At 58.8% G+C, this 16,590-nt stretch carries 11 protein-coding genes and 1 pseudogene; 5 read left to right on the top strand and 7 right to left on the bottom strand.

Annotation, left to right across the window (positions count from 1 at the left end):
* The first annotated feature begins 291 nt into the window (after positions 1–291).
* Complete coding sequence (locus AC13RE_RS00285; RefSeq protein WP_488561577.1) at positions 292–4,089, top strand: vitamin B12-dependent ribonucleotide reductase; 3,798 nt, start codon at positions 292–294, stop codon at positions 4,087–4,089.
* 903 nt (positions 4,090–4,992) lie between these two features.
* Here AC13RE_RS00285 and AC13RE_RS00280 read toward each other — a convergent pair.
* The gene (locus AC13RE_RS00280; RefSeq protein WP_488561576.1) at positions 4,993–6,129 is read right to left on the bottom strand and encodes a PIN domain-containing protein; all 1,137 of its coding nucleotides are present in this window, start codon (positions 6,127–6,129) and stop codon (positions 4,993–4,995) included.
* A gap of 29 nt (positions 6,130–6,158) precedes the next feature.
* Here AC13RE_RS00280 and AC13RE_RS00275 point away from each other — a divergent pair.
* A pseudogene (locus AC13RE_RS00275) lies at positions 6,159–6,563 on the top strand (aminoglycoside phosphotransferase); the annotation flags it as partial.
* Between the two features lie 79 nt (positions 6,564–6,642).
* On the opposite strand, the gene AC13RE_RS00270 reads toward AC13RE_RS00275, so the two are convergent.
* On the bottom strand, positions 6,643–6,903 hold the full coding sequence (locus AC13RE_RS00270) for a hypothetical protein (protein ID WP_488561575.1): 261 nt from the start codon (positions 6,901–6,903) through the stop codon (positions 6,643–6,645).
* Between AC13RE_RS00270 and AC13RE_RS00265 the strand changes: the two genes are divergently transcribed.
* Positions 6,904–7,827, top strand: a complete 924-nt coding sequence (locus AC13RE_RS00265) for an acyltransferase family protein (protein WP_488561574.1) — start codon at positions 6,904–6,906, stop codon at positions 7,825–7,827.
* Between the two features lie 89 nt (positions 7,828–7,916).
* Here the strand turns inward: AC13RE_RS00265 and AC13RE_RS00260 are convergent, their stop codons facing one another.
* A complete protein-coding gene (locus AC13RE_RS00260; RefSeq protein ID WP_488561573.1) occupies positions 7,917–9,035 on the bottom strand; it encodes an alpha/beta fold hydrolase in 1,119 nt (372 codons plus the stop codon).
* A 310-nt stretch (positions 9,036–9,345) separates the two neighbouring features.
* On the opposite strand from AC13RE_RS00260, the gene AC13RE_RS00255 reads away from it, so the two are divergent.
* Complete coding sequence (locus tag AC13RE_RS00255) at positions 9,346–10,968, top strand: ABC-F family ATP-binding cassette domain-containing protein (protein ID WP_112337445.1); 1,623 nt, start codon at positions 9,346–9,348, stop codon at positions 10,966–10,968.
* 18 nt (positions 10,969–10,986) lie between these two features.
* Here the strand turns inward: AC13RE_RS00255 and AC13RE_RS00250 are convergent, their stop codons facing one another.
* From AC13RE_RS00250 to AC13RE_RS00235, 4 genes are read right to left on the bottom strand one after another with little or no spacing between them, the layout of a single operon-like run.
* Positions 10,987–12,000 carry an OmpA family protein gene (locus AC13RE_RS00250; protein ID WP_488562516.1) on the bottom strand — a complete coding sequence of 338 codons (1,014 nt, stop codon included), beginning with the start codon at positions 11,998–12,000 and terminating at the stop codon, positions 10,987–10,989.
* A complete protein-coding gene (locus AC13RE_RS00245) occupies positions 11,994–12,926 on the bottom strand; it encodes a hypothetical protein (protein ID WP_488561572.1) in 933 nt (310 codons plus the stop codon). Before AC13RE_RS00245 ends, AC13RE_RS00250 begins: the two co-directional genes overlap by 7 nt.
* Entirely contained in the window at positions 12,926–13,744 is an 819-nt protein-coding gene (locus AC13RE_RS00240) for a hypothetical protein (RefSeq protein ID WP_488561571.1), read from the bottom strand. The genes AC13RE_RS00245 and AC13RE_RS00240 overlap by 1 nt, the downstream gene beginning before the upstream one ends.
* Positions 13,722–15,167 carry a hypothetical protein gene (locus tag AC13RE_RS00235; protein ID WP_488561570.1) on the bottom strand — a complete coding sequence of 482 codons (1,446 nt, stop codon included), beginning with the start codon at positions 15,165–15,167 and terminating at the stop codon, positions 13,722–13,724. Before AC13RE_RS00235 ends, AC13RE_RS00240 begins: the two co-directional genes overlap by 23 nt.
* Before the next feature lie 314 nt (positions 15,168–15,481).
* Between AC13RE_RS00235 and AC13RE_RS00230 the strand changes: the two genes are divergently transcribed.
* The gene (locus AC13RE_RS00230; protein ID WP_488561569.1) at positions 15,482–16,498 is read left to right on the top strand and encodes a ketopantoate reductase family protein; all 1,017 of its coding nucleotides are present in this window, start codon (positions 15,482–15,484) and stop codon (positions 16,496–16,498) included.
* Positions 16,499–16,590 lie beyond the last annotated feature (92 nt).

The raw sequence follows: 16,590 nt of genomic DNA, 5'->3' as shown, positions 1-16,590 counted from the left end.
TTGGATTCAAGGCGTTTCACCTATGTAGGTGGCCCGCCGTGAGGGTTTTTGTGCCGGTATCGAGGCTGCCAAAAAAATATATGCGGGGACTGGCGGCAACAAGCTGTTAATACTATATTTAGTGTTTGCAGCCACCATCACCACAAGATACAGGAAAGACATCTCCGGGTGACACCTCCTGTCAAAGAGCGGATCGGAAGCTGGCTGCGCGTTGAATTCGCGATGCCGGAATGAGAATTTTTGCGCCCTGTTTTCATGCAGGCGCACACCAACGAATGAAGGATTGGGACCATGCGCATCGAACGTCGTTTTACGAAGGCCGGCCAGTCACCCTATGCGGACATCGAATTCCGCAAGGCGACGAGCGAGATCAAGAATCCTGACGGTTCGATCGTGTTCCGCCTCGAAAACATTGATGTACCAGCGCAATTCTCGCAGGTTGCCGCCGACATTCTCGCGCAGAAGTATTTCCGCAAGGCCGGCGTGCCCGCCAAGCTGAAGAAGGTCGAGGAAAACGACGTTCCTTCCTTCCTGTGGCGTTCCGTGCCTGACGATGCCGCCATGAAGGATCTGCCCAAGGATCAGCAGAGCGGCTCGGAAACCGATGCGCGCCAGGTCTTCGATCGCCTCGCCGGCACCTGGACCTATTGGGGCTGGAAGGGCGGCTACTTCTCGTCGGAGGAAGACGCCTCTGCGTTCCAGGACGAGCTCGCCTATATGCTCGCCACGCAGCGCGTCGCACCGAACTCGCCGCAGTGGTTCAACACCGGCATGCACTGGGCCTATGGCATCGATGGCCCCGGCCAGGGCCACTATTACGTGGACCCGTTCACCGGCAAGCTCACCAAGTCCAAGTCGGCCTATGAGCATCCGCAGCCGCATGCCTGCTTCATTCAGTCCGTCGAAGACGATCTCGTCAACGAGGGCGGCATCATGGACCTTTGGGTTCGCGAAGCGCGCCTGTTCAAATACGGTTCGGGCACTGGCTCCAACTTCTCGATGCTGCGCGGTGAGGGCGAAAAGCTCTCCGGCGGCGGCCGCTCCTCGGGCCTGATGAGCTTCCTGAAGATCGGCGACCGCGCTGCCGGCGCCATCAAGTCGGGCGGCACGACCCGCCGCGCCGCCAAGATGGTGGTCGTCGACATCGACCATCCGGATATCGAGGAATACATCAACTGGAAGGTCAAGGAAGAGCAGAAGGTTGCCGCCCTCGTCACCGGCTCCAAGATCGTCGCCAAGCACCTGAAGGCGATCATGAAGGCGACGGTCAATTGCGAAGGCGACAATGACGATTGCTTCGCCCCGGCCAAGAACCCTGCCCTGAAGCGCGAGATCCGCGCTGCCAAGAAGGATCAGGTTCCGGAAAACTACGTCCAGCGCGTTATCCAGTTCGCCCGCCAGGGCTATACGGATCTCGAATTCAAGACCTACGACACGGACTGGGATTCGGAAGCCTATCTCACCGTATCGGGCCAGAACTCCAACAACTCGGTTTCGATCAAGGATGACTTCCTGCGCGCCGTCGAGAATGATGGCGACTGGAACCTGACCGCCCGCAAAGACGGCAAGGTCGTCAAGACGCTGAAGGCCCGCGACCTCTGGGAATCCATCTCCTACGCCGCCTGGGCATCGGCCGATCCGGGCCTGCACTTCAACACGACGATGAACGACTGGCACACCAGCCCGGCTGCCGGCCCGATCCGCGCGTCCAACCCGTGCTCGGAATACATGTTCCTCGACGACACGGCCTGCAACCTCGCTTCGCTGAACCTGATGACCTTCAAGGACGCCGCGACGAAGCGCATCAACATTGCCGATTACGAACACGCCGTTCGCCTCTGGACCGTCGTTCTCGAAGTTTCCGTGATGATGGCGCAGTTCCCCTCGCGCCGTATCGCTGAACTCTCCTATGAATACCGCACGCTCGGCCTCGGCTACGCCAATATCGGCGGCCTGCTGATGTCATCGGGCATTCCCTACGACTCGGACGAAGCTCGCGCCATCGCCGGCTCGCTGACCGCGATCATGACCGGTGTCGCCTACGCCACTTCAGCCGAAATGGCGTCCGAACTCGGGACCTTCCCGATGTTCAAGCCGAACCGCGAAAACATGCTACGCGTCATCCGCAACCATCGCCGCGCCGCCTATGGCGAGACCTCGGGCTATGAAAACCTGTCGGTCAATCCGGTGGCGCTGATCCACTCCGACAATCCGGACCAGGACCTCGTCGCCCATGCCAAGGCCGCTTGGGACAAGGCGCTGGAACTCGGCGAAAAGCACGGCTACCGCAACGCCCAGGCAACCGTGATCGCGCCGACCGGGACGATCGGTCTCGTCATGGATTGCGACACGACCGGCATCGAGCCGGACTTCGCCCTGGTGAAGTTCAAGAAGCTCGCCGGCGGCGGCTACTTCAAGATCATCAACCGCGCCGTTCCGGAAGCGCTGCGGACGCTCGGCTATTCCGAAAGCCAGATCGCCGAGATCGAGGCCTATGCTGTCGGCCACGGCAACTTGAACCAGGCTCCGGCCATCAACCCGTCGACGCTGAAGGCCAAGGGCTTTACCGCTGAGAAGGTCGATGCCGTCAATGCTGCGCTGAAGAGCGCCTTCGACATCAAGTTCGTCTTCAACCAGTGGACGCTCGGCGCCGACTTCCTGAAGGGCACGCTGAAGGTTTCCGACGAGCAGATGGCCGACATGAGCTTCAACCTGCTCGACCATCTCGGCTTCTCCAAGAAGGACATCGAAGCCGCCAACATCCATGTCTGCGGTGCGATGACGCTGGAAGGCGCGCCGTTCCTGAAGAACGAACATCTGGCCGTCTTCGATTGCGCCAACCCCTGCGGCAAGATCGGCAAGCGTTACCTCTCGGTCGAAAGCCACATCCGCATGATGGCGGCAGCGCAGCCCTTCATCTCGGGCGCCATCTCCAAGACGATCAACATGGCCAACGAGGCGACCGTCGAGGATTGCAAGAACGCTTACATGCTGTCCTGGAAGCTGGGTCTCAAGGCCAACGCGCTCTATCGCGACGGCTCCAAGCTCAGCCAGCCGCTGAACGCCTCGCTGATCGAGGATGACAGCGACGAGGATGCGCTGGAGGAATTCCTGCAGGCTCCGGCAGCCGCACAGGCTGTCACCATCACGGAAAAGATCGTCGAGCGCGTGATCGAGAAGGTCATCCGCACGCAGGAGAAACTGCCGAGCCGCCGCAAGGGCTACACCCAGAAGGCCAAGATCGGCGGGCACACGATCTTCCTGCGCACCGGCGAATATGACGACGGCCGTCTCGGCGAAATCTTCCTTGATATGAACAAGGAAGGCTCGGCTCTGCGCGCCTTCATCAACAACTTCGCGATCTCCGTCTCGCTCGGTCTGCAGTATGGCGTGCCGCTCGAGGAATATGTCGACGCCTTCACCTTCACCAAGTTCGAGCCGGCCGGCATCGTCACGGGCAATGACGCGATCAAGAATGCCACGTCGATCCTCGACTACGTGTTCCGCGAGCTGGCGATCTCCTATCTCGGCCGCCACGATCTTGCCCATGTCGACACCTCGGACTTCAACAACACGGCGCTCGGCCGCGGCGTTTCCGAAGGCAAGGCCGATGTCGTCTCCAAGGGCCTGACCCGCGGCTACAAGCCGACGCTGGTTCAGACATCGGGCGAGCGTTCGGCAGACGCCAAGGGTTCGGCAACGGCCGCCCCTGCCCGCGCCGCCTCGCTTTCGACCGTCACCGCCTTTGCCGGCAACACGGTCCGCAAGCTGGAGCCGGCAAGCTCCGTATCGACCTCCGAAGTCGTCGCCTTCAAGCGCGATTATGAGGAGCGTGCGAAGGAACTGGCCGAAGAGATCGCAGAGGAAGTCATCTCCGAATCCGCGACAGGCCTCTTCAGCGACAACGCGGCAAGCGAAGCTGCCAATGCCAAGACGGAAGCCAAGAAGCTGGAATCAGAACGACGCGCCCGCTCCATCATGCAGGGCTACACCGGCAACATGTGCACCGAGTGCCAGAACTTCACGATGGTCCGGAATGGAACTTGCGAGAAGTGCGACACTTGCGGCGCGACGAGCGGCTGCAGCTGAGTATTCGGCTGATCGCCTAGAATGATGAGAAACCGAACCAAGTACTGGCCAAACGGCGCTAATACTTGCCATTTTGTAACCTGAAACTGGCCAATGCTACGTTTGACTATCTCCGGGCACTGAAAAGTGCCCGGAAAATGCCTCAAGGAACAAACAGTGAAACGATCGCAAAAGTCGCAATTCGTGAAGCGCAGCTACCGTTCAGCACTGAATTTCGCCCGAAGGCGTTTTAAGGAAGTTGTAATAAGTTGGTCACGGCATACGGGCCTGCAGCGCATCCGTTCTTTCCGCGCGACTGCCCCGGCGGCATCTTATCGACCTGAGAAATTTCGACCAAGGCTTCGTCTTGGCCAGACATGCAGCGAACTAGGCGGAGATGAAACTCGAAGGCAAAAGCGAGCCGCTGGTCTTCGATGTTTCACCGGACACCGCAATCCTTGTCGAAGGAGTTCACGTCTATCGGAAGCGCCAAAGCGACAGCCATTTCACGATCGCGCAACTGCAAACTGATACATGCGGCGGCGATAGCCCTTATTATAGGATCAGACATGATGAAGGCCCTTGGCAGCATCTTGGGTTGGACGCGCATCGGTTGCGCTTAGCCGGCCACTTTCCTATTCGGAGATCTCGGCCGTCAGGTCATTAATTAGCCTCACCGCGTAGTCGTAAGTGGAAAGTCGCTTCACAGTCAGACAAACGGGCATCCTGATTGAGATCGGTCTGGACAGATTGCCTGCATGAATTCGGAACTCGACGCTTCCTTTAAGGCGTTCAACATCTCCGATGAGAAAACGCGCTGCGAATACCTCGAGATCACAACCATGACGCCAAAGGTCACAAACGAGCTCAAGTCTTTTGCTCGAAGAGGTAGAGTCCGCTGATCTATAATAGAAAGTCTCGGCATCACGGGCCAACGATGCTCGGCCGGGGGGCGAGACTGACGTAGTCACGACCAATGCCCAGAAAGAGATCCGAAAATCGATGCCGTGGAGGTGTTGGAGGGAGCGGCAGCGAAAAATTCGGTGTAAGGTCATCATCATAGGGGCGCGCGATCTGAACGTCGCCGGACGCGATCAAATCGACCCGGACATCTTGTGCCGGGCGTGTTCCGATATTCTGAGCGGAGAAGGAAATCTCTGATGGAGATTGTTCTCGAATTGCTCCCTCGTGAGCTTTCTCAAGTGCCTTTTTGAGCTTGTTTAGCCAGTCACCGTAGGCTTGGCGATATCTGGATATTTGCTCCTCACTGGGAGGCCCTTCCAATGCACCGACGAAAAACTGGATGGCATGGCCCATGGATCCCGGAGGAGCCGTCGGGGCATCGATTGGGCTAAAGTCTGTCTTTTGAGGAAATTTCGAAGACGCAAGCTCCAGTAAAGTTCTGATCTCCGCGTTTGTTAGCGGAGCCGCGTATGGAACCTCGAAGTCGCTGGGAACAATACCTGCTTTCTTACCCGATCCAAATTCCGCCAGGAAGATCGGCTCTGTTGTCTGAAGTCTGGCGATTTCGGCCTGTGCAGCCTTCAGTTCTTCGAGCTCCTTTGAGCTTGTAGGGGCCACCCTCCAGCTCTCTGGAATTTCCAGAAATCGTGTCGCCGACGCTGTAGCCGACGCCATAACTCCCGTATCATCCGTCAGGACCGCGACCTCTACATCGGAATCCGTCTTTGCAAAGCCATGAGCGATCCCTACCAATAGATCGTCAGTCTGATCGTAGTCGAGAAGATCAACGAGTGCTGGGTCCGCCCTTAAGTCTACTCGAAGGGACAGCGAAACGACCGGATGATCATTCCGGACAATTAGAGGCGTCCCGCCGTTCTTGATGACGGATCGGAGTAAGGTGGCCACTTTTCTGGCGCGCCTCTGGCGACGGTCGTTACCTCCTCCCTTCAGCCGATCGATTTCCCTTTGGATAGGTCGCGAGACTACAATTTCCATTGCAGCGAAATCGCCTAGCTCGGACCATGGTAGCTCCTCCAGTGATCGACATTGGAGGAAAAGATTGGTGTCAGGAAAAACGATCAAGCGCTTTTGCTTCATGAGCAAATTGATGGCTGCTTCGTCTCATATTGTCTAGGGGCTGGCCTCAACGGCCCGGCTGGAAATCGTCGACCGACCTCCTGCATGTCGAAGCCGGAACGCGGATCAATCTTGCCGCGATGCCGCCCGATGGCGTCGCTCGATGTCGAGCAGCGTGGGCGCGTCTCGTCGGGCGTCAGACATGCGTCGTCCATGGAAACAACCCCAATAACCCTGGCAATATCCGCATGACTGCAGATCGCGTCGCGTTGATCGACTGGGACGAGTCACATGTCGACGTTCCAGACCTCGACCTCGTATTGCCCCACAATGCTGCCGATCTCAACGACGGTGCTTATGATGCTGCCGCACAGGCATCTGCAGCATGGGAAGCTGCCGTCTGCTGGCGGGATGAATACGCGGTCAAGCGGCTTGCCGAAGTTAGAGCGATCTGATCGGCTTCGAGGGAATTGCCGATGCCTTGCCTGTGGGGAGACCGCTTTTTAGCTTGGTCGGCGTTCATGCCACGTCACCTCAGATGTCCCGATTTCGCACACGCAATGGCGGAAAATCATCCATTTTGATTGAAATTGTTGCCACCAGCCATATCTGCCGTACTCCAAGCCATTTCGCATGAGTATCCGGCCTTTCGACGCATTCTATTGCTAAATCGGCCATCAGGGCATCGGCGATAGTAGTCCAGTCGCAGGAGGCACCATCCTGAAAACCGGCAACGATATCAAGAGCATCCAGTATCTGCGCGCCATCGCGGCGATCTCCGTCCTTTGCTTTCATGTGAGCGAAACATACGGCCTGAACTTCAAGATCGGGGCGGCGGGCGTCGATATATTCTTCGTCATCAGCGGCTTCATCATGTGGGTTACGACGGTTGGAAAACCGATCGGCCCGCAGGAATTCATGTGGCGCCGGATCATCAGGATCGTGCCGCTTTACTGGATTGCGACATTGGCAACATTCGCCGTGGCCGTGTTGAAACCACAATTCTTCTTCGACACGAATTCGAGCGTCGGCAATCTGTTGGGCTCGTTGTTTTTCGTGCCTACTATCAACGATGAAGCGCTCCAACCCGTCGTCGAACAGGGCTGGACCCTATCCTATGAGATGTTCTTCTATCTTATCTTTTCAGTTTCATTGCTCCTGCCGGAGTTCCGTCGGCTATGGTTCCTGATCGTGATCCTGGGGGCCGTCGTCATTGCACATTTCCTGCTGCCCTCTGGGTATGCCAGTATTTTTACGCAGCCGATCATTCTGGAATTTGCCGCCGGAATCGTCATCGGGCATCTGTGGAAGCAAGGATATCGCCTGCCCTTTCGCGTCGCCATTGGCTTGATGATCATCGGGGTCGTGCTGCTAGTCGCGAGTGACCCGCTGATCCATCTGGAACGCGCCGTGCGCTGGGGCATACCGGCAATGTTGCTACTATCGGGCGCCGTTTTCGCCGAGCGGGAACGAGGCGTGCCGCAGCTGGCATTCCTGCACTTCCTGGGGGATGCCTCCTATTCCATCTATGTTTGGCACGTCCTCACCGGCATCCTGGTCACGGCGTTGCTTTTGCGCCTCGGGGTGCCGCACGATATGCAGCCTATGCCTATCGCATTGGGTTCGCTGGCCTTTGCCATCGTTTTCTACTTGGGCATCGAGCGCCCGATACAGCGAAAAATGCGATCGTCGCGCCCGCGGCCGGCCTATCGCAACTGAAGCATGAAAGTGGATTGCCGGATCACGATGGATCCCAAGCCTCACCACCCTGCATATGATCGCGATGCGGACCGACCACTCTAGAAAACTTACGGCACCGCTCCGGATACTTTTGCGGTCGCATCGATAACCGGGCAGGCTTGCGGCAGCGGGCGATCGAACAGAACAGCAATGCCGCAATCCGATGTGAACATCGCTTCGTCATCATGTCCCACGCCCGGCACCTCGACGACCTTCTGATTGAGATCGGATGGATGCCGCTTCCTCATATAGTCGAAATAGGTCAGCCCGCGCGCGAGCCGATACGGTCCCTGCGCCATTGCTCCGCAGGAGCGATCGATGAAATGGGTGTAGGGGTTCGTGTCCGCCTGCCCCAGCAGATAGACGACATTGCGCGCGGCATATCTGGTTTCGAGGAGTTTCGGATCCTGTGCGGACACGTAAGGCGGTGCGCCGGTCAGACCATATCGCCATTGCGTCGCCTTAGGACATGAAGCCAGCCCAGCCTGCTGATCCGCCAAAGCCGGTCGTTCGTTGTCGAAATAGAGATAGCTCGAGGGATTGGCCACAAGATAGCGGACGGAGATGTCGGCGCTCGTCAAATCCTCGACCTCCCGTCCGGCCACGGCATAACGCTGGACCAATTGCGCTCCCGCCGAATGCCCCATCACGACGATGGTCTTCAGAGATGGATACAGACGACGATCGGCGAAGTGCTTGAGCAGGGCATCGAGCGCAGCAAAAGAACTGATCGGCGCCGGCTGGCGCGCGGCTTTACCGCCTTTCCAGCCATTCTGCGTCCAGGCGAACGTCTGTGCACTCAGCGAAAACGCATCCACGTCAGGCCTTATCAGGAATTGCGGCGCGACCACCATCGTACCATCGGCAAGATCTCCCGCCTTTGCGAGCAGTTCCTCTCCGGCTGCGTAGTAGGCATCGGCATTTCGGAGCGTGCCGTGAATTATGATCAGCACCTTCGTCACGTCGGGCGATGCCGCTTCGATCGCATGATCCGCGTAGATGGGCAACTCCCCTTTGCCATCAGGCGTGTCGAGGAGCAGGCGTTGATCCGCGATCTCCTTGACCGGTTCGTTGAGCCGCTGGTGTTCGGAAGCCGCATTGGCCAATTGAGCTTCGCCCGACATGCCGATGGCGATCAGCGCTGCGATCGTCAGTCGGGCGCGAACCCGGCCCTGAATGCTTCTCATAATTTTCATCTGTAAAACTCGGCTGAGACGGATGACAATGAATATAGCGACTTCCAACTACGCGGAAGACAGCCGGCGATCCGATCAAGCGCCGGTCCTGCTGGAAGCCATGCTGCTTGAACGAACGCGTGGGCAGAATCCGTCGCCCCACGAAAGTTTCTCTCCCGTATGGCAAATAGGCGGACCGGAAATTGTCGCCCATGAACGTCAGTTCGCTATCGATCTCATATCTCCGCCCGAAAACCTGCGACAGAACGCCCGACCCGTGGCATAAGGCCCCCGAAAAACTTTCTTCGGGCCTCGCGTAACCATGATTCGTATCGAGAATATCAGCAAGCAGAATAGCCATCGCATCCTCTTCATCGAGGCATCCGCTGCGCTCAACAGGGGCGAGAGCGTCGGTCTCGTCGGGCCGAACGGCGCCGGCAAGACGACGCTTTTTCGGATGATCACCGGACAGGAGCAGCCCGACGAGGGGCAGGTTTCCGTCGATAAGGGCGTCACCATCGGCTACTTCAATCAGGATGTCGGCGAGATGGAGGGGCGCAGTGCTGTCGCGGAAGTGATGGAAGGCGCCGGCCCCGTCAGCGCCGTTGCCGCCGAACTTCGCGAACTCGAAGCAGCGATGAGCGATCCGGACCAGGCCGACAGGATGGATGAGATCATCGAGCGCTATGGCGAGGTACAGGCACGCTATGAAGAACTGGACGGCTATGCGCTCGAAGGCCGCGCTCGCGAAGTGCTGGCGGGCCTGAGCTTCAGCCAGGAGATGATGGACGGCGATGTCGGCGCACTTTCGGGCGGCTGGAAGATGCGTGTGGCGCTTGCCCGCATCCTCTTGATGCGTCCCGACGTCATGCTGCTCGACGAACCGAGCAACCATCTGGATCTTGAGAGCCTGATCTGGCTCGAATCCTTCCTGAAGGGCTATGAAGGCGCGCTGCTGATGACCTCGCACGACCGCGAGTTCATGAACCGCATCGTCACCAAGATCATCGAAATCGATGCAGGTAATCTCACCAGCTATTCGGGCGATTATGAATTCTACGAGCAACAGCGCGCTCAGAACGAAAAGCAGCAGCAGGCGCAGTTCGAGCGGCAGCAGGCGATGCTTGCCAAGGAAATCAAGTTCATCGAGCGCTTCAAGGCGCGCGCCTCGCATGCTTCGCAGGTGCAGAGCCGCGTGAAAAAGCTGGAAAAGATCGATCGCGTCGAGCCGCCGAAGCGCCGCCAGACCGTCGCCTTCGAATTCCAGCCGGCGCCGCGCTCAGGCGAGGACGTCGCCGTGCTGAAGAACGTTCACAAGAAGTATGGCAGCCGCACCATCTATGAAGGACTAGATTTCATGGTACGCCGCCGCGAGCGCTGGTGCATCATGGGTATCAACGGTGCCGGTAAATCCACGCTTCTGAAGCTGGTTGCCGGCTCGGCACAGCCGGATGAAGGCAGCGTGGCGCTCGGCGCCAGCGTAAAGATGGGCTATTTCGCTCAGCACGCCATGGATCTGCTGGATGGGGAGCGCACCGTATTTCAGCAGCTCGAACATGATTTTCCGCAGGCAGGCCAAGGTTCTCTGAGAGCCCTTGCCGGCTGCTTCGGCTTCTCTGGTGACGATGTCGAAAAGAAGTGCCGCGTATTGTCGGGCGGCGAGAAGGCGCGGCTTGTCATGGCGATCATGCTTTTCGATCCGCCGAACCTTTTGGTGCTCGACGAGCCGACCAACCATCTCGATCTCGACACCAAGGAAATGCTGATCGAGGCGCTGTCGCAATACGAGGGCACGATGCTGTTCGTCTCGCACGACCGGCATTTCCTGGCAGCGCTCTCCAATCGCGTCCTGGAGCTGACGCCGGAAGGCATCCACCAATATGCCGGCGGTTACACCGAGTACGTGGAGCGCACCGGCTATGAGGCACCCGGCCTCAGAAGCTGATGACAAGCCGAACGAGCACTATTGTGTGTTCGTTGAGGGCGCGGCACCGGCATTGATGACGGCGACGGGCGCCGTCCTGCCGCGCACGCGGATTTCGATACGGCGCCGCGCCTCGACGGCGCCGCGCTGGCCCGAAGTGACGGTATCGCCGGGCAGGATGAGCTGGGCGGCGGACATCGGCAGGATGGTGGCATCCTTCAGCTTCGGATTGGCCTTGAGCACATTGGCGACGGCAATGGCGCGGGCAAGGCCTAGCCCCGCATTGTCGGCGGGCTGCAGGGTGGAGACCGGCAGCTTGCCGTCCATAGCACTGATGATCGTATCATCGAGATTGGATTTTTCGCGTGCCACCGGCTGCTCGTCGGTGTGGCCGATTACTTCAACGATATTGGCGCCGTAGAGGCTCAGGTTGCTGGCGATTTCATCCGTAATCGTCGTGCTGAGCAACTGCGCGAAAGTGCCTGTGAGCTCGGCGCTTCCGGATTGGAAATAGTTCTTCTTGGCATCGTCGAGATTGATGATAGGCGGCCAGTCGTGCATGCCGTTCCCGCCGCCATTGCTGGCCAGAAGCTTATTGACCGCATCGGGGGCCGTCGCGAGCGAGATGCCATGTTCCTTCAGAACCGCCGCGACCTTGGACAGCGATTGCAGATCGGCCGGGGTTGCGCCCTGGTCCGTTACGCTATCTAGCGCTTCTTTCGCCAGCACTAGCTCCCGCCATTCCTTGTCCACCACCGCCTTGTCGGCCGCTGTGAGATCGCCGGAGACGACCTTGGACTGGAGAAGCACGATCTCGGCCGCCTGCTCCGCCCGCTTCTTCTCCAGCAAAGCAACCTGCTGTTCAGCCTTTTCAAGCTTGCGCTCGACCTCGTAACGCTTGTTTCTCTCCGATGAGATCAAGGCAGCGGCCACCAACAGCAGGCAGAAGACCAGAAGCAGCATGGATTCGGCCATCGTCAGGCCAAGGATGAGGCCTCGATTATAGCCCTTGTGCTCCAGTTTCGGCTTGTTGTCCGAGCCTCCCGCTACCATAGATGCCACCAGCGTTTTCGCGCTGGAGCCGCAGGCTCGACAGCGATATCACCGTCGGCCTTTGGCAGCGACGCCTGCCCCATCGCCTCCGCCATGCGGCCGAGCGCCACTTCGATGTTGCGCAGCGGCTGCAATTGCGCCTCCGACATCTCCTTGATCGCGGTGATTGCCGGCGCCAGCTCGGCACGCACGACATCCTCCGGGGAACGGATTTCATCCAGCTTCCTGCCGACATTTTCGACGGCGGCGCCGAACGTGCCGATGATGTCGGACAACTGCGAAGTCGTCGTCGTCAACTGCGCCGCCGCGTCATTGATTGGCGTCACGGCCTGCTTCGCCAGCATTTCCAGGATCTTGTTGATCTCCTGGCCATTGCGTTCGGCCTGCCGCGCGATCTCCTCGAATCCTTCCGACAGCATCTGGTTGCTGACGCGTCGGTAATGCGAGAATTCACGCGAGGAGGAATCGAGTTCGGTGCGCACGCGCCGCGTCATCTCGGCTAGCTCATGGCGCACGCTGCGCTCGATGTCGATCGGATCTCGCCGCATCTGGTTGAAGAGGATGCGCAGCGTCACGCCGGCAATGGTCGAGGTGACGGCAATGCCGAAATTGCGGACGATGGTCTCGATCGATGTTTCGCCAGCAAAGAGATAGAGCGATACGCCAAGGCTCGAGAGGGTGAAGAGAAAACCCATGTAATAGAGGTTGTCGCCCGCCTGCTCATTGTGCAGCCGGAACCCGGCAACGGCGAGCGACACGATAAAGTAGACCCCCATCAGCACGAGCGGCACACCGGTCACGATGGGCAGCGACCAGCCCATGAGCTTCGATGACCAGATGAAGATCATGCCGCCGACGGTGATCGAGGCGAAAAGCACCATCGGCCCGTAATCCCGGATGAGATATCTGGCATCGGTATTGGCCATCAGCGTATCCCCTCCAGCCGCACGAAGCCGCCAAAATCACCCTTGTTGTTCTTGATCCACTGCGCCCAGAAATTCGCAAGATCCTCCATGCTGAACTTCATGTTGGGCCTTTGAAAGGCGAGAATCTTGACCGTGACACCGCTCAGTGACGTGCGGAAACGATCGTTCGCAGGGCTGTTCTGGTATTTTTGATAGGATACGCCATCCTTGTAATTAGAGAAGGCGGCGGTGTGCTCGATCATGTCGGAGGCGATGTAGAGGCGCTTCGGAATGCCGCCTGGCGCATTGGCGAAGACTTCCAGGTTGATCTTCTGGATGGCTGCCATGACCGGCGACAACCTGCCGGACTCGCCCGCGGCCAGCTTGCCGGCGATATCGGCAAGCGGCTTCTGAAATCCCTTCTCCCACCGCGCCTGCGCCAGACGCGGATTGCTGGTCCATTCGTCGACATTCGCGCCGCTTCCAGGATTGCAGCCATGGAAGGTCTGGATCAGTTCCCCTTCCTTCTCGGTGAGCGCATAGATATCGATCGCGCCGCCGATTGGCACATCCGCAACGATCTTCTGGAACTGGTTGCGCAGATCGAGCGCCGTCGTGTCTGATATCGGATCGGTGACATCGAGGAGGATGGCCGTTTCCGCTTTCGGGCCATCAATCGGGCAGAGAGACGCCTGGTCAACGGCGACATTGCCGCTTGCCTTGTAGCGTAGCCAGCCATAGGCGCCAACGATCCCGAGGGACAGGACGGCGAGACAAACCGTTGCGATGATGAGACCGGCGGATCCGCCGCGCCGGCTACGCCGCTTGCGTCGAGCCAAGGATGCTCTCCGGGAAAAGATTGTCGAGCTGATGGTATTTCTCGATGGCGCGCTCGAATTCGTCGCCGATCCGCTTGATCTGCTCCGACAATTCCGCCTGGGCGCTCTGGATGCGTGCGCCGAGTACCTTGTCGTCCCATTCTTCTTCGGTGCGAATGACAGGTGTCAGGCGCTCCATCTTGTAAGCGGTTTTGAAATAAGGTGGCTCCGCCTCGGTTCGCGCAGCACGGTTCGCATCGCGATAAGAGGTGAGCAGCACATTGGCGGCGCGCTCGAGATGGTTCTGGTGTTCTGCGAAGAGGCCTGCGGTCCTGGCGCGATGAGCGATGATGGCAGCCGTCTCCTGCCGGCGCAGCGAGAGGTCGCGGATGATCTCCTCGATCTTGCCGTTATGTTCGTCGCGGATTTCGCGAAGATCTTCGATGAGATCGAGCTTGCGGTCGATATAATTGTCCCTCGCGGCATCGAGACGTTTCTGCACGCCGGCAAAACCCGGATAGGGGTCCGTCAGATAACAGCCGTCGATGAAGGCGACGAGCGAGAACATCAGACCAATGGCAAAGAGCATCCACGAGTTCAGCTCTTGCAGCCCGAGCGGCGCGGCCTTCAGACGCTGAATCACCTCGGCACCGGCCCCGCTCAAGATCGTTGCAGAGACCTCGCGATAATGCGCCAGCGCAATATTGATGCCCAAAGCCACCGCGACATAGGCGACAAGCCCTAGCAGGCCGAGCAGCTTCAGCGCATAGGAGCGATGCACCAGAAAACGCACGCAGAAGAAGGAAAACATCAGCGCCGTGCCGATGTTCAGGAAGGCGAAGGCGGCCGCCTCGGTTACACCACCGACGAGACCCTGCTCGCTTCCCTTGGCCAGAAAGCTGCCATTCATCACCATTTCGATGAGCACGAGGAAGATGATCAGCGAGACCTTGAAGCCCCAGGCTGCCTTGCTGGAAACCTTGGCGGCCCGCTGCAGCTTGTGCCTGGCCTTGAAGCCCACCATCTCGTCCTCGGCGGTTTTCAGCTTGCGGCGCAGGCCGTGAAGCTCGTCGACGCCGCTTGCCACTTCCGCCTTGAAATCCGAGACGCTTGACGCGTTCGCCTGGCGGATCAGCCCGAACTGCCCCTCGAAATCTAGGTTGCGCAAGCGGCTGTCGAAGGTCTGGAACTGGTCTTCGAGGATTTGATAGGAGCTTTTCTTCTCTGCCTCGACCCAGGCGACGATGCGCTGCTCCGTCTCATCATGCGATTGCGCATCCGGCGGCCGGTTCTGACGCCCGGCTGCGGCTCCCTTTTCCTTCAGATCGAGGGTCGCACCTAGCTTTTCGATATCGACGACGGGAAAAACGTCCGTCGAGGCACGGAAATCATGGCTGGTCTCCCGAACGCTATCCCAGAGACGGTTGAGGGCTTCGAAACGCAACGATCTTCCCCGGCGAATTCATCAACTTAGAAAGGACAATTGAGAAATCGATATCGCACCGGTTGTCCGCGGTCCAGAGCGATATGGCAGAGGTTAGGATGTGATTGTGGTAAAGACTAGCCCAAGCCTACGTCGAATAAAAAAGCCTCTTATTCAAGCCGCACAAGCATGGTGAAATTGCGAGAGACCCGTAGCGTGTCGAAAGGCTACGCCATTTTCAGTTTCAACTGCCGGCAATCGGATAAACCACTCGCCAAATCACGGTCCCGCCATATCTTGGCAGGGGCATGCGACTTCGTTCGGAGCATTAAGTCATGACGTCCTCTCCCTTCAAGAACATTTGTGTCTACGGCGCCGGCGCACTCGGCGGTGCGATCGCGGCCAAACTCGCCTCCCCCAAAGAAAGCCAGACCAAGATTTCCGTCGTGGCGCGCGGAGCCCATCTGGAGGCTATTCGCGCTGGCGGCATAAGCCTGTGGGAAGCGGATGCGGACAGTCCTATCGTTGCGCAGATGACAGCAACCTCGGATTCAGACGAGTTGCCGCCGCAAGATCTCGTTATCACCGGCCTCAAAGGTCATCAGCTTGGCGCAGCCGCTCCGGGCATTGCGAAATTGCTGCATTCCGGTACGCGCGTCGTCATGATCCTCAACGGCGTACCGTGGTGGTATTTTCACCGGGATAGCCAGAGCGCTTACGCCGAACGCCAGATAGAAGAGCTCGACCCGAACGGCGATCTCTGGCGCCTGATCGGACCGGAGCGCGTCATCGGCTGCGTTGCCTATCAGGGAGCGGAAGTCGTCGCACCTGGCGAGGTCAAGCTCGCCAACAACGGACATTTCATCCTTGGTGAACCTTCGGGCGAAACGACGGGCGATATCGAAGCCATCGCAGCACTGCTGCAGCGGGCCGGCGTCAATGTTTCGATTTCCTCGCGCATTCGCGACGATATCTGGAGCAAGCTCATGGGCAACGCCGCCTTCAATCCGATCAGCGCGCTCACCCGCGGATTGATGTCCGATATCATGGAAGACCCGGCACTAGCCGCCATGGTTGGTCAGGTGATGAGCGAGGTGAAAGCCGTTGCCGAGGCTTTGGGATCGCACATCGCCATGTCCGTAGAGAAACGTCTTGAGCGTTCCCGTCAGATCGGACCCGTCCGTACCTCGATGCTGCAGGACCTACTTGCCGGCAAGGCGCTGGAAATCACGCCTCTCGTGGGCGTCGTCGTCTCGCTCGGAAAGCTCGTGAATATACCGACGCCGGTCTCGGCGACCATCCTGGCGCTGGTGACGGAGCTCGACCGTAAGAACCAGCAAGGCACCGAGTAAGCAGCGGTCGACGACGCCAGACAGCTTTTCGATCCTCCGGCAGTGGTCCACGGGCCGGTTTCCGGAGGAACTCCGGGCATATCAGTTCTTTA

The organism is Martinezella sp. CNPSo 3959 (assembly GCF_057784355.1).
Note: the sequence above shows the minus strand (reverse complement) of the source record. Positions and strands in the feature narration are given on the sequence as shown.